Origin of the sequence: Vreelandella venusta (genome assembly GCF_015689495.1) — a bacterium.
GTDB classification, from domain to species: Bacteria; Pseudomonadota; Gammaproteobacteria; order Pseudomonadales; family Halomonadaceae; genus Vreelandella; species Vreelandella venusta.
In genome coordinates this window covers 2,242,906-2,256,306 of the sequence record NZ_CP065135.1, presented here as the reverse complement: position 1 = coordinate 2,256,306, position 13,401 = coordinate 2,242,906, and the positions used below count along the sequence as shown (strand labels likewise).

The following is a 13,401-nucleotide window of genomic DNA, read 5'->3' as shown; positions in this document are numbered from 1 at the left end:
CAACAAGAAGCAGTGTGACGAGTGCTGGCACATGTTCGATTGGCATTTAGAACCAGGTCAAAAGCCGCTAGTAGGGCCGAGCCGCGACCGTTACATAATCACCGGAGATACCCATGGAACGAAAAATTGAGAATTTAGAGGCTGTCATTGAGCAGCTTAGCCAGCGCAATGATGATTTAGTCAGTGAGCGGCTTGACGCGCTTGAAAAGCTGGATGCTGCCGAGGCAGATAACGCACGTCTGCAGGCCGAGAACGATGCACTGGAAACTGATAACAAAGAGCTGCGGCGGCAGCTTGTTAGCATGAGGGCGGCATAGATGGCTGACCAATACGCAAAGCGCGACATCATGGCACTGGATAAGCAGGGCGGGCATTACTGGCGTCATGCAAATGCTATGACTGCCGAGGGCTTGCATAGCAAGAGCGACATTGCAGCCGAGCTGGCTTATCGGGATGCCCGCATTGCCGAGCTGGAGCGCGAGCGGGATATGCACAAAGCTGCAGAGGAAGCGCAGATAGCGTTGCGGCAGAAGATGGAAGGTGAGCGGGATGCGCTGGCGGCGCATGTGGAAAGCTTGGCGCACGAAATTGAAGGCGCTTTGCGCATAAAAGACCTCTGGCTTCCCACTCATTGCGAGCCAGAACATGAAGGAGAGTGTCAGGCGCTCGCAATGATGCACAGTGCATTTGCACGCGCCGCCGTGGAAACGCCCGAAACCAGCCTCGCCCGCCGCGATGCTGAGCAACAGATGATCGGAGCCGCGAGCTTTAAGGCAGAGGCGCACAATGCATCCATATTGCCAGTCAGGATTCACCTGGAGGGCGTTTTTGCTGCTTGGATGAGTAAGCATGAGAGAGGCTACCAATGACCCACCAACCCAAGGGCAGCCTCTGCATGGCCTGCCGCCACACTTTCGACGACTGCAGCCGCCTGCCGTTTTCCACCATGCCCGCAATGAGCAAAAGCAAAAGCAAAAGCCGCGTTATCGTGCGCTGCACGGAGTTTGAGCATGCTCGATCAGCTACCCAACGCCCGCCGCATCGCCGCGCTGGCAGTGCGTAGGCGCATACCTGATACGCCGCTCTGGCGGTTATCGACACGACTTTTCAAAGACTACCGCCAGTGAGCGGTTTTTTATGCGAGGTTTTTATGAATATGCGAATCAACGTAGAAATATGCACGCCAGAAGAAAAAGCGCAATGGCGAATAGCAGGCGGCAGGCACCACCGATGCGGCGGCAGGATAAAGGTGCTATGCAAAAAAGGGCAACCCTTAGGCTTATTCATGCATGGGTCGCCTGTCGCCTGCGAAAACTGCGGTAAAGAAGGTGAGGTTTTCGCAGAAGATGGCGGAATCGAATTTGTGTGGCATCGAAAGCCGGAGGATGTATGAAAAGTAATCTCAAAAAGGGTTTCGGGTGGCTAATACTTGCAGTGATTTCCTTGGCTTTGTATTTGCCTATTGCTGATCATTATGGCCATCCAGCGGCCCTTGGTGGATTCGCCTTAGCAGTAGGCTTAACCAGCGCAATAGGTTTTGCTATCCACCTGCTAACGGAGTGATCCATGCAAAAGCCCCGGCTAAGAAAAGACGGCACGTATTGGCGCTGCCACATGCCCGATGCTCAGGAAGGCCATATCAGCGTCAGCGGCGATACGACAACGGCGGCGCTGACTCGGTGCCTGTATGAGTACATCCATCGAATGCAGCTTGATGGCACGACTAAGGAGCGGGCGCTATACAACGCTGTGCTTAATATCTGGCACGAAGTCGATAGCAATATCAGCGAAACGGCCAGGGAGATACTGGTGCACACCGATAACGGGCGCGGGAATGAGATTCGCGACTATTGCGGGCGGGTTGAGGAGATTGTTAATCAGGCATTGGAGCTAATGGAGTGACGATGACAGAGCGAAAACACCTCGGCCAGATGATACTGGCCAACTGCCCAGTATGCGGCGGCAACGTGGCGATGGCGTGGATCAATGACGGCGAGACGCTGGACGAGCGAAAGCACATGGTCGGTGACTGGCACTTGCGCGGCTTGTCGATCAGCACCGTCGAGCGATACGAAGGCGACCCAATGCCGCCGCCGTGTACTGAGCGAGAAGCGCATCAATAACAGCCGCCACCAGGGCGGCTTTTTAATGGAGGCACGTAATGTGGGTTATTGAATGGGGCTTTACCAAGCTCAGTATCAAGAGGGGCAAGCTGTTTGGTCGTCATGCCAACTACCCGATACTGACTATCCGACTAGGGCTGGTGACCGTCACTAGCATGAATGAAAAGGCGGGCGGTTTGATCATTGAGGCAGTAAGGGGATTGTCCGAGGATCCAGATTGGCTGCACCTGAACAGCAAGCGGGCGCATGACGCCATTGAGGATTACCGAAAGCAGCTTTACAACTCTGCCGAGGAAAGCGCTAAGCGTGACGCTGAGAGGGCTGAGGCGCGAGCATCAAAGCATGAGCAGGAAAATATGCAGCTACGAACCGAGAACCATACGCTCAGGCAAGCGATACGCATCGTCAATGAATCTTAACAGCCGCCCAAGAGGCGGCTTTGTTTTTCCTGGGAGGCAACATGGATATTGAGCGGGTGGCAGTCAGCCGTTTCTTGATGGGCATCGTTCGCAGTGATGAAGAGAAGGATGCCTTGGTTCGTAAGAACATCAAGCAGTTCTATGAGCAGCACGGACCTTGCTGTGCTGGGTGCGATCATTGGGATCCATTGGGTGCGAGCGTGGGCGAATGCACTCGGACGGCGCCAGTGGCAGGCATGGATAGAGTGTCAATGTTGGGTTGGGATAACTGCACTATGCGAATTGATACGGGGCATATCGTTACGCCACGTGAGCATCATTGCGGTGAGTTTATTGAAACCGAAGTTTGGTGAGGTGTTGCCATGAAAGCACTGGTCACATACGCCGAGGCCGCTGAAATGCTCAGCGTCTCGCACTGGACGGTACGACAGATGGTTCGGCAGGGAAGGCTAACGGCAGCCGGTGAGGGAAAAGGCCGGCGGGTCACTATGGGCAGTATTCGACGCATTGGAGAGCTTGACGCCGACGCGCTAGAGATAGAAAGTCACAGCGCGCCCGGCGTGCAGAAAGGGGAAAAATCTGTATGCCACATAAAAGGAAAGGCTCGCCGTTCTGGTGGGCATCGTACAACGACCCAGGCGGCAAGCGAATTAGACGCTCTACTGGGTCAACGGACTTAAATGAAGCAAAGGCGGTGGAGGCGAAGTGGCGAGCCGAGTCGCACCAGAGCAAGCACTGGGACGTGAAGCAGCCGCGAAGCTTTGAGGAAGTGATGGTGGAATATCTGCGCGGGTCAGCACACTTGCGCAGCTTGGAAACCATCAAGTATCAGATAGGCAATCTGCGTCGCTACTTTGGCGGCGTAGAGATCGGGGCTATCACCGGCGCAGATGTTAAAGGCTATATCCGCTATCGCCAATCAGAGGGCAGGGCTAACGCAACTATTAACCGAGAGCTGGCCGCACTGTCGTCGGCGATCAACTACTGCAATCGGGAATGGGAGTGGGGTTTAGACAATCCAGTCAAGGGAAGGCTGACGCGGGAAGCCCGGCATCGGGAGAGGTATTTGACCCGAGGCGAGGTTGGCAGACTGGTAACGGCCGCAAGGCAGCAAAGGCATGGGGAGTTGCTGGCCGATTTTATCGAGATAGCCGTTCACACTGGATGCCGCCGCGGTGAATTGCTTGGTCTTGAGTGGTCGCGCGTTAGTCTGGACCCAGGTAGAGAGTCGCTGACGTTACTCAGCAGTCACACGAAGTCTGGCAAGCCTCGAAATATTCCGCTTAATAGTGTGGCTCAGGCAGCAATAAGGCGGAGACTATCCTGGCGATCCAGTAGTGCCCCAGGCTGTCCATGGGTATTTGCCAGAGAAAACGGTGAGCGTGTTAAGTGTATTCGCGCAGGATTCGCTCAAGCAGTAAAAAGGGTAAGGCTAGAGGATTTGCGGATACACGATTTACGCCACACGGCAGCATCTTGGCTGGTGAGCGATGGGGTTCCACTGGAAGTAATAAAGGAATTACTGGGGCATTCGAGCATCACTATGACTGAGCGATATGCTCACTTGGCACCGCAGAGAGTGAGGGAAGCCGTAAACAGGCTAGGTCACAATCCGGTCACACAAGACAATCTAGTGAGTATTGAGAAAATGCTAGGAAAGACAAGAAACTAAGGTAAATCAAATTGGTGCGGATGGGGAGACTCGAACTCCCACACCTTACGGCACTAGAACCTAAATCTAGCGTGTCTACCAATTCCACCACATCCGCTGAAGACGAGACGTATATTAACAGCATTCGTATTAATGTCAACGGTGTGTCACTAAAATTGTTAATTAAATCAGTCTGAGGAAAGTATGCTCCTGACGCGGTTAGTACATTGTGCAAGCGCTTGGGCCAAAAAGGGGTTGCCAGGTTATTGTGCGTTTTGCCTATCTCCCCAGCAAACCAGTAGTGGTTGGTGCCAGGAGTGCTTTGCACAGTTGCCCTGGAATGCTCATGGCTGCTGGCAGTGTAAAGAGCCCTTGGCGGTTGGGGGCGAGGCATCCGCCCAACCCGTCTGTGGGCACTGTAGAGAGAGCCCTCCTGCGTTTACTGCCGCGACGGCGGAGCTTTTATTTGAAGAACCTATAAGAGCGTTGGTTCATGACTTTAAATTTAATGCGTCACCCCGTGCGGGCATGCTGCTGGTAGAGCTGATGATGAGTAAACCACCTAGTAGCTTGGGGGAGGGGCTATTGCCGGTGCCGATGCATAGCACCCGAGCGCGGAAGCGTGGTTTTAATCAGTCTCACTGGTTGGCTGGTCAATTAGGCAAGCGGGTCAAATTGCCCGTAGTAACGGCTGAATGTAGTCACCAGTTGCCGTCTCAGCGGACGTTAAGCAGAAAAGAGCGAGCAAAAAATTTGATAGGTGCTTTTCACATTAATGGCCCTCTGCCATCACATCTCACTATCATTGACGACGTTGTTACTACTGGCGCAACCTGCCAAGCACTTGCTGAAGAGGCGCTTCGTGCGGGTGCTAAACGTGTCGATATTTGGGCGGTTGCTCGAACACCTCTGGTGCATAATTGATAGAATGCAGGCTTAATTGCACAGGAGCGGTATATGCCACACCCGTTTAGTACGCTTTCTCCGGACACTGTGATGTCTGCTGCGGAGTCTGTTGGGATTTGGCCGGCTGGTGAGCCGTTTGCACTTAATAGCTATGAAAATCGAGTGCTGATGTTTCGTGACGATGACGGTGAGCGCTGGGTTGTGAAATTCTATCGTCCTGGTCGTTGGTCGGATGAGACTATTCAGGAGGAGCATGATTTTCTTCAAGAGTTGGCTGCTGCAAATGTGCCCGTTGTTGCGCCCTGGTGTGACCCGCATGGCCAATCACTCCATACTTACCAGCAATTTCGCTTCACGCTTTATCCGCAGTGCAGTGGTCAAGCGCCTGAGCTAGACAATCCGTCGCATCTTTTTGCATTGGGTAATGCATTAGGGCGGCTACATGCAGTGTCATCGCGAAAGGCGTTTCAGTATCGTCCAAGCGTAGCGTGGCAGCACGGTATTGATGATGCGGTGGCGCGTGTTATCGACAGTAAAAGACTAAGCAAGCATCAGCAGCGCGCTTATCATAACGTTGTCCAGAAAATACTAGCTCAACTAGAAAAGCACCCTATTGCCAGCGATCAAATGATTCGAACGCATGGTGATTGTCATTTGGGCAATGTGTTAGGAAGAGATGACTCATTTACCTTAGTGGATTTTGACGATTGTCTTATGGCGCCCGCTATCCAAGATATATGGATGTTGTTACCTGTTGATGATCCATCCGGTTGGCGAGCGCAGCTAAGTGAAATTGTTGAAGGCTATGAAGAGGAGCAAGCATTTCCGCAACACCAGCTGTCGCTGATCGAGCCATTGCGGGCTTATCGCCTTATCCGATACACCGCATGGCTTGTTTCTCGTTGGGATGACCCGGCCTTTCCTCGTGCCTTTCCATGGCTGGCGGAGAGCGGATATTGGGATCAGCATATCCGCCAGCTTGAACAGCAGCTGTTACAGCTTGAAAAGCCTATTTGGCTAGCATAACAATTGCAGCGGTAGTTAATTAAGCCTCGCCCCCATTGACGATGAGTAACGTGGTTCTATTCAGGTTGATTGACGGAGCGTGGGTTTTCAGCGCTTGCATCGGGATCAGGCCGATCTGAAGGGATGGGGTTGGCTACGCCTTCTCCATCAGCCTCCCGTCGAGCAGCATTAATTTCCGCTGAAGGGTTGTCTTGAGCGTTGATGTCGATATCTTCATCCAGCGTTACCACGAATGCTTGGCCTGGCGATAGGGTACAAGACGGCTCATCACAGGCAAGGCCGTACTGTCCATCTGCCGCATAGGCACCTGCACTAAATGAACCTGTAAAAATAGCGCTTTCAGCATCGTGTGTTTCAATGCAGGTTGCGTCTTGCGTTGTAATACGAATACGCCCATTAGTGAGCTGTGCATTGGCAACTAAAACGCAGTATTCGGGTAGCTGGTGTGAGGCACCGCCAGCTTGAGTGGGATGAAGTAAGATAGCTTCATAACGCGATTGGCTGTCGCTAAAAGCAAACTCTTCGATCACCTCGACACCGACACTAGCACCTTTAGGTAGTGTTAATGTCTGTTCAGCGGCTAATAAGGGGGTTGCCAATGCAGTTCCCAATAGAGCAGTTAAGAAAAATGGTGCAGATTTGAATGACATAAGGAAATCTCAGATGAGCGCTACGAATTAAGCTGGCTAGTTCGATCCATGATAGCACAGCTTAAATAGTCTCAAAGGGGGGTGCGCGGCACTCTGCCACAGCACGGTTAGGTGCGTTAAAATAACCGGGTGTGGTGTTTCTTATTGTGCAAAAGTTGTTTCGCGTATATTTTTTGTACATGATTGGCGCACGGCTCTCAGCTATTGATAGATAGCAATATTTCGCCGTTGAGTAAACGCTCTAGTAGAGCAGACGTTTTTCAATGGCTAGCACGTACAGTTTTGATGAGGCTTCAAATGACCGACGACATTGCTCAACACTACCGCCACATTATCACCGCAATCGGTGAAAACCCTGACCGTGAAGGGCTGCGCGATACACCCAAAAGAGCCGCAAAAGCAATGCAGTTCTTAACTGCTGGCTATCAGCAATCACTTGAGGAGATTGTTAATGGCGCGGTATTTGAGTCGCAAACAGATGAAATGGTCCTTGTAAAAGACATTGAGCTGTACTCCATGTGTGAGCACCACTTGCTACCCTTTATTGGCAAATGTCATATCGCTTATCTGCCTAGCGGAAAAGTACTCGGGCTTTCAAAGTTTGCCCGCATTGTTGATATGTACGCTAGGCGTATGCAAATCCAAGAAAACTTGACGCGTGAAATTGCCGAGGCAGTGCAGCAAGTTACCCAATCAAGAGGTGTCGCTGTGGTGATTGAGGCACGCCATCTTTGCATGATGATGCGCGGTGTGGAAAAGCAAAATTCAAGTATGACATCTTCTGTGATGCTGGGGAGTTTTCGCAGCAATCAAGCCACGCGGCAGGAATTCTTAACGTTAATCAGTTGAAATACTGGCTAAGAATCTTTGGCAGATTTCATTGTAAAGATTTGGTTAAACACGTGGTTTCGTCTTAGCATGAACAGGTCAATGAGCCCGTGAGGCCAATATTTGGTCAGGAGTCTGTCATGGAAGCGCTGAAAGAAACACAGCTGTATTGCCCGTTTGCCTATATCGATGGTAGCTGGGTAGCCGCCGACAGCGGTGAGCAAATTAATGTCTTAAACCCTGCAACCGGTGAGTCCGTAGGCGACATGCCTCGACTAGGTAAAGCTGAGACAGAGCGCGCTATCGATGCAGCGGATGCCGCGTTACCCGCTTGGCGTGCGCTGACAGCTCAAGAACGAGCTGATCTGTTGCTGAAGTGGCATGATCTTATGCTGGAGCATAAACATGATCTCGCCTTGCTCATGACCTACGAGCAAGGCAAACCAGTAAAAGAGGCAGAGGGCGAAATTGCCTACGCCGCTAGCTTTTTACGTTGGTTTGCTGAAGAAGCGCGCCGTGTTTATGGCGAGACTATTCCCGCCGCTAAAGCAAACCAGCGTATTGTAGTGACAAAACAGCCTGTCGGTGTTGTGGGGGCTATTACGCCTTGGAATTTTCCGGCTGCTATGATCACGCGTAAAGCCGGTGCCGCGTTGGCAGCGGGGTGTACGATTGTCGTTAAGCCTGCAAGCCAAACGCCATTTTCTGCAACGGCTCTCGCCCTGTTGGCAGAGAGAGCAGGCATTCCTCGTGGCGTGTTCAATGTGGTGCCTGGCAGCGCTGCGGATATTGCCAGTGCGCTTACTCAATCACCCAAAGTGCGCAAAATCACCTTTACGGGTTCCACAGAAGTTGGCCGCAAGCTTATGGCTCAGGCGGCTGAGCATGTGCAAAAAATATCCCTTGAGCTGGGGGGGAATGCGCCCTTTATCGTGTTTGAAGATGCAGACCTTGATGCCGCTGTAGAAGGTGCCATGGCTGCGAAGTTTCGTAATGCTGGTCAAACATGCGTGTGCACTAACCGGTTTTTGGTGCAGTCTAGCGTTATTAACGCCTTCTGTGAGAAGTTGGCGGTTGCTATGAATAGTGAGCTGTACGTTGGTAATGGTACCGAGCCCAATATTAACATTGGCCCTTTGATCGACAGTGACGCAGTCAAAAAGGTCAGTGAGCATGTGCAAGATGCAGTCGATAATGGGGCAGAGCTGCTGCTAGGTGGTCATCCGCATCCGCTAGGTGGCAACTTCTTTACTCCAACGCTGATTAGCTTTGCAACAGATAAGATGAAGGTGGCTCACGAAGAAACCTTTGGCCCTCTGGCGGCGGTTTTTCCCTTCGATGAAGAGGAAACTGCTATCGAGATGGCTAATGATACTGAGTATGGTTTAGCCTCCTATTTCTACTCCCAGGATCTGGGGCGCGTTTGGCGCGTCGCTGATGCGCTTGACTATGGCATGGTGGGCATTAACACCGGCCTTATTTCTAATGCGGCCGCGCCTTTTGGTGGCGTTAAAGCATCCGGTCTTGGGCGTGAAGGTGGGCACCAAGGTTTGGAAGAGTACCTTGAGACAAAATATCTGTGTATTGATCTAGGTTAAGCACAGGCGCAAGCTCTATAAATAAACAGTGCTATAAATAAACAGCGCTATAAATAAACAGCGCTATCAGCAAGCAGGCCCCCATCGGCAATCCGTTGGGGGCCTGCTTTTATGGCAGGATGAGGCGATTAATGACGGAAGTGGCGCATGCCGGTAAATACCATGGCAATGCCCGCTTCGTTAGCGGCATCAATGACTTCCTGGTCACGCATGGAACCGCCGGGCTGAATAACGGCGGTAATGCCTGCGGCTGCGGCAGCATCAATGCCATCGCGGAACGGGAAGAATGCATCTGACGCCATTACCGAGCCTGGCACTGAAAGACCTTCATCTGCCGCTTTAATGCCCGCAATTTTCGCTGAGTAAACGCGGCTCATTTGGCCGGCGCCAACACCGACTGTTTGACCCTCTTTGGCGTATACAATCGCATTCGATTTAACGAATTTAGCGACTCGCCAAGCAAAACCCAGGTCACGCAGTTCTTGTTCTGTTGGAACGCGCTCGCTAACCACCGTCAGTTCTTCGCGGGTGACCATACCCTGGTCGCGCTCTTGTACCAACAGTCCGCCGTTAACACGTTTAAAGTCAAAAGCGGGCTGTGTTTCGCCAGGCCAGTGGGCGCTGACATCAAGCAGGCGTACATTCTGCTTCTCTGCCACGATAGCCGCTGCCTCATCACTCACGCCGGGGGCGATAATCACTTCAACAAACTGGCGATCAATAATTGCCCGAGCGGTTTCAGCATCTAGCGCTACGTTAAACGCAATAATGCCACCAAAAGCACTGGTCGGATCGGTAGCGAAGGCTTTGTCATATGCTTCAAGTGCAGTGGCGCCAATAGCTACACCGCAAGGGTTGGCATGTTTGACAATCACACAAGCAGTTTCATCAAACGCTTTAACGCATTCAAATGCTGCATCTGTGTCAGCTACATTGTTAAAGGAGAGTGGCTTACCTTGTAGGCTTTTTGCAGTGGCGACGCTTGGCTCGCTGGCTTGAGGGTCTATATAAAAAGCAGCTTGCTGATGTGGGTTTTCGCCGTATCGCATGTCCTGCTTTTTGTCTAATTGCAGGTTGAAAGTGCGAGCAAACGTTGCGTTTTCGCTAGTCACTTTACGGCCTAGGTAATTGGCAATGGCGCCATCATAACCGGCGGTGTGCTCAAATGCTTTCACGGCCAGGTCAAAGCGGGTGGCGGCGCTCACTTGACCGTCTTGCGCAGCCAGCTCTCCCAGTACCCGAGCATAGTCATCAGCATTTACCACGATGGTGGTAAAGGCGTGATTTTTGGCGCATGCACGCACCATGGTCGGTCCGCCGATATCGATATTTTCGATGGCGTCTTCCAGTGTGCAGTCTGGGTTGGCGACAGTGGCGGCAAATGGGTAAAGATTAACAACCACCATGTCGATGGGGGCAATGTCGTTTTCTGCCATCACTGCATCATCCTGACCGCGGCGTGCCAGAATTCCACCATGGATCTTGGGGTGCAGTGTTTTTACACGGCCATCCATGATTTCAGGAAAACCCGTGTGCTCAGAGACTTCTTTAACAGGAACTGAGTTTTCCTGAAGCAGTCGGAAGGTCCCGCCAGTCGACAGAAGTTCTACGCCGTGCTGGCTTAAGCCGCGGGCGAATTCAACAATGCCGGTTTTATCGGATACGCTCAAAAGGGCGCGACGGACGGGGGTAGCAGTACTATCAGCCATTAGAGTGCTCGTGTGCAGAGTCAAGGAGTTAACATCGAAAATTACAAACAACAACGCCCCTTATGGGGCGTCACCTTCAATCAATCCATAGAGCTTAAGTTTTTTGCGCAATGTGCCACGGTTTAAGCCCAATACATCCGCGGCGCGGGTTTGGTTGCCTTCAGTATGTTCCATTACGCAGCTAAGTAGTGGCGCTTCTACTTCGGCCATCACCATCGCGTAGAGATCAGTTGCCTGGCTGCCATCGAGATGCTCGAAGTAACGACGTATCGCCGTTTCAACCGCTTCTCTAAGTGGTTGAGGCGGTGCGCTCGCGGCAGGGTCTGCCAGAGTGCCTGTAAGACGGTGAGAGAGCTCGTTCGAAAGCAGGTCGCGTTCAGTCATGCAGCATGGCTTCCTTTAGCTAGCAGACGCTCTGCAGCGTCTTGCGTCATGGCATCATTAATCCAATCAAGTTGCGATGCTGGGGTGGCAAGCGCATTAAATTGCTGCTTCAGCAGATAATACTGTTTGTCGTTGAAGCGCGGGTCTTCATTCAAGTACCAACCAAGGTGTTTGCGTGCTATACGAACACCCATTGTATCGCCGTAAAACGTGTGCAGAGCTTGTAAGTGTTCATTGAGAACGTCGCGGCGCTCATCAAGAGTCGCGGGTGTTAGCAGCTCACCATGGGCAAGGTAGTGGGTAATCTGCTCGAATATCCATGGGTTACCTTGCGCTCCGCGGCCAATCATTACTGCATCTGCACCTGTATATGACAAGACCTCTTTGGCCTTTTGAGGGCTGGTAATATCCCCATTGGCGATTACCGGTATCGTCAGGTGCGACTTAATTTCAGCGATAGTGTCGTACTCAGCCCATCCAGTATAGCGCTGCTCTCGATGACGTCCATGTACTGCTAAGGCTTGGATGCCTGCGGCTTCCGCGAGTTTAGCAATGCGTAGGCCATTGTTAGCTTCAGCAGACCAGCCTGTGCGGATTTTTAAGGTAACTGGAATATCAACAGCCTTAACAACGGCGTCCAGAATCTCGGCTACAAGCGCTTCATCACGCATTAGGGCAGAGCCAGCCGCCTTATTGCAGACCTTTTTAGCCGGGCATCCCATGTTGATATCAATCACCTGGGCGCCTAGTTCGGCGTTAAGGCGCGCAGCATTAGCCAGCATTTCAGCATCCCCTCCGGCAATTTGTACAACCCGTGGGTCAGGCTCACCTTGGTGATCCATACGTAGCTTGGACTTTCGGGTATGCCAAAGAGAAGGGTCAGCTGTCACCATTTCGCCGACCACCCATCCCGCACCTAAACGCCTACAAAGTTGGCGAAACGGGCGGTCGGTAACGCCAGCCATCGGCGCCAAGATAACTTGGTTGGGTAACTGGTAAGGCCCTATCATTGGTGGCTGAAAGTTTTGTGTGGTCATTGTGCTGCGCTGTTGATACAGATAATAATCGCCGAGTAGGCGTTTCAAGGGGGCGTATGATACGCCTACTCGGCGATGGGGTGAAGGCCGTTGGCTAGATTAAACAGCGCGGTGGCCAGATAGGCGAACCCACCCTTCGCGAATTGTGGGCTCTTCCATTGTCAAGCCCTGGGCTTCGTAGGCTTGCAAGACCTCATCCGCTTGGTTAGCTAAAATGCCAGACAGTGCTATTTGTCCGCCGGGCGCGACATGACCTGCAATCATTGGGGCTAACTCAACTAATGGTCCCGCTAGAATATTAGCCGTGACGACGGGGTAGTGGCCGTCGTTAAGTTGTTCTGGATAGTAAAGCGACAATTGTGCGTCGCTAATCTGATTGCGCGCCGCATTGTCTCGGCTTGCCTGAAGTGCCTGTGGATCTATATCAGTGGCGTCCGCATGGATAGCACCGAGCTTTAGTGCGGCAATGGCAAGAATGCCGGAGCCGCAGCCCACATCCAGAACGGTTTTATCTTCCAGTTCGCCACTAACGGCCAGGCTATCCAACCACTCCAGGCAAAGCGCTGTCGTGGGGTGGGTGCCAGTGCCAAATGCAAGGCCTGGGTCAAGAATGAGATTGACAGCATTGGCTTCTGGTGGCTCATGCCAGCTCGGCACAATCCATAGCCGTTGGCCCATTCGCAGCGGCGTAAAGTCATCCATCCACTCTCTTTCCCAGTCTCTGTCGGCTAATAGTTCATACTCAATCGTTGGGCAGGGTTCGCCGGGGACTTGCTCAGACCAAGCGGCCTGAATACGCTCAAGCATGGCTTCAATGCCACCTAAGTCGTCATATAGGCCGGTCAGAATTGTATCTTGCCAAAGCGGGGTAGTGCCTCGCTCAGGTTCGAAGACGGGATCATCGTGGGCGTCTTGTAGGCCAATGGCCGTTGCGCCTTCCTCTAACAGCAGATCTTCGAGTAGTTCGGCTTGTTCTGGAGCAACATGGGCTTTGAGTTGGAGCCAGGGCATCAGTAATCTCCACTGCGTACGTGCATTCACGCAAAGGTAAAACAATAACGGGGTGGCTA

General features: G+C 52.3%; 17 protein-coding genes and 1 tRNA gene. 12 read left to right on the top strand and 6 right to left on the bottom strand.

All coding sequences use genetic code 11. From position 1 onward, the window contains the following. Positions 1–113 precede the first annotated feature (113 nt). The 8 genes from IR195_RS10810 (at position 114) to IR195_RS10775 (ending at position 4,214) form a co-directional block, all read left to right on the top strand. Complete coding sequence (locus IR195_RS10810; protein WP_206047483.1) at positions 114–317, top strand: hypothetical protein; 204 nt, start codon at positions 114–116, stop codon at positions 315–317. Continuing rightward, on the top strand, positions 318–869 hold the full coding sequence (locus IR195_RS10805; RefSeq protein WP_206047482.1) for a hypothetical protein: 552 nt from the start codon (positions 318–320) through the stop codon (positions 867–869). A 697-nt stretch (positions 870–1,566) separates the two neighbouring features. Further along, positions 1,567–1,902: a hypothetical protein gene (locus tag IR195_RS10800; protein WP_206047481.1), complete on the top strand. Its 336-nt coding sequence runs from the start codon at positions 1,567–1,569 to the stop codon at positions 1,900–1,902. A 2-nt stretch (positions 1,903–1,904) separates the two neighbouring features. Continuing rightward, a complete protein-coding gene (locus IR195_RS10795) occupies positions 1,905–2,123 on the top strand; it encodes a hypothetical protein (protein WP_206047480.1) in 219 nt (72 codons plus the stop codon). Between the two features lie 38 nt (positions 2,124–2,161). Further along, on the top strand, positions 2,162–2,542 hold the full coding sequence (locus tag IR195_RS10790; protein ID WP_206047479.1) for a hypothetical protein: 381 nt from the start codon (positions 2,162–2,164) through the stop codon (positions 2,540–2,542). A gap of 41 nt (positions 2,543–2,583) precedes the next feature. After that, on the top strand, positions 2,584–2,895 hold the full coding sequence (locus tag IR195_RS10785) for a hypothetical protein (RefSeq protein ID WP_206047478.1): 312 nt from the start codon (positions 2,584–2,586) through the stop codon (positions 2,893–2,895). A 9-nt stretch (positions 2,896–2,904) separates the two neighbouring features. After that, positions 2,905–3,222 (top strand): helix-turn-helix domain-containing protein, encoded by a 318-nt coding sequence (locus IR195_RS10780; RefSeq protein ID WP_206047477.1) that lies wholly within the window; start codon positions 2,905–2,907, stop codon positions 3,220–3,222. Between the two features lie 62 nt (positions 3,223–3,284). After that, positions 3,285–4,214, top strand: a complete 930-nt coding sequence (locus IR195_RS10775) for a tyrosine-type recombinase/integrase (RefSeq protein WP_206047476.1) — start codon at positions 3,285–3,287, stop codon at positions 4,212–4,214. A gap of 12 nt (positions 4,215–4,226) precedes the next feature. On the opposite strand, the gene IR195_RS10770 is transcribed toward IR195_RS10775, so the two are convergent. After that, positions 4,227–4,311: transfer RNA gene (locus IR195_RS10770), tRNA-Leu, on the bottom strand. An 86-nt stretch (positions 4,312–4,397) separates the two neighbouring features. On the opposite strand from IR195_RS10770, the gene IR195_RS10765 reads away from it, so the two are divergent. Together IR195_RS10765 and IR195_RS10760 are read left to right on the top strand one after the other, a co-directional pair. Next, positions 4,398–5,117 (top strand): ComF family protein, encoded by a 720-nt coding sequence (locus IR195_RS10765; protein ID WP_125748254.1) that lies wholly within the window; start codon positions 4,398–4,400, stop codon positions 5,115–5,117. Between the two features lie 33 nt (positions 5,118–5,150). After that, on the top strand, positions 5,151–6,125 hold the full coding sequence (locus tag IR195_RS10760) for a serine/threonine protein kinase (RefSeq protein WP_125748251.1): 975 nt from the start codon (positions 5,151–5,153) through the stop codon (positions 6,123–6,125). A 56-nt stretch (positions 6,126–6,181) separates the two neighbouring features. Here IR195_RS10760 and IR195_RS10755 read toward each other — a convergent pair whose 3' ends face one another. Continuing rightward, complete coding sequence (locus IR195_RS10755; RefSeq protein ID WP_125748248.1) at positions 6,182–6,775, bottom strand: hypothetical protein; 594 nt, start codon at positions 6,773–6,775, stop codon at positions 6,182–6,184. Positions 6,776–7,072: 297 nt separating this feature from the next. Between IR195_RS10755 and folE the strand changes: the two genes are divergently transcribed. Both folE and IR195_RS10745 read left to right on the top strand, forming a co-directional pair. Further along, a complete protein-coding gene (folE, locus tag IR195_RS10750) occupies positions 7,073–7,624 on the top strand; it encodes a GTP cyclohydrolase I FolE (protein WP_125748245.1) in 552 nt (183 codons plus the stop codon). 119 nt (positions 7,625–7,743) lie between these two features. Then, positions 7,744–9,201, top strand: coding sequence for an NAD-dependent succinate-semialdehyde dehydrogenase (locus tag IR195_RS10745; protein ID WP_206047475.1), 1,458 nt, complete (start codon positions 7,744–7,746; stop codon positions 9,199–9,201). 128 nt (positions 9,202–9,329) lie between these two features. Here IR195_RS10745 and purH read toward each other — a convergent pair whose 3' ends face one another. The 4 genes from purH to prmA form a co-directional block, all read right to left on the bottom strand. Beyond that, positions 9,330–10,910 (bottom strand): bifunctional phosphoribosylaminoimidazolecarboxamide formyltransferase/IMP cyclohydrolase, encoded by a 1,581-nt coding sequence (gene purH, locus IR195_RS10740; RefSeq protein WP_125748239.1) that lies wholly within the window; start codon positions 10,908–10,910, stop codon positions 9,330–9,332. 60 nt (positions 10,911–10,970) lie between these two features. After that, complete coding sequence (gene fis / locus IR195_RS10735) at positions 10,971–11,294, bottom strand: DNA-binding transcriptional regulator Fis (RefSeq protein WP_125748236.1); 324 nt, start codon at positions 11,292–11,294, stop codon at positions 10,971–10,973. After that, positions 11,291–12,331: a tRNA dihydrouridine synthase DusB gene (gene dusB / locus IR195_RS10730; protein ID WP_206047474.1), complete on the bottom strand. Its 1,041-nt coding sequence runs from the start codon at positions 12,329–12,331 to the stop codon at positions 11,291–11,293. Before dusB ends, fis begins: the two co-directional genes overlap by 4 nt. A gap of 99 nt (positions 12,332–12,430) precedes the next feature. Next, entirely contained in the window at positions 12,431–13,342 is a 912-nt protein-coding gene (prmA, locus tag IR195_RS10725; protein ID WP_206047473.1) for a 50S ribosomal protein L11 methyltransferase, read from the bottom strand. Positions 13,343–13,401 lie beyond the last annotated feature (59 nt).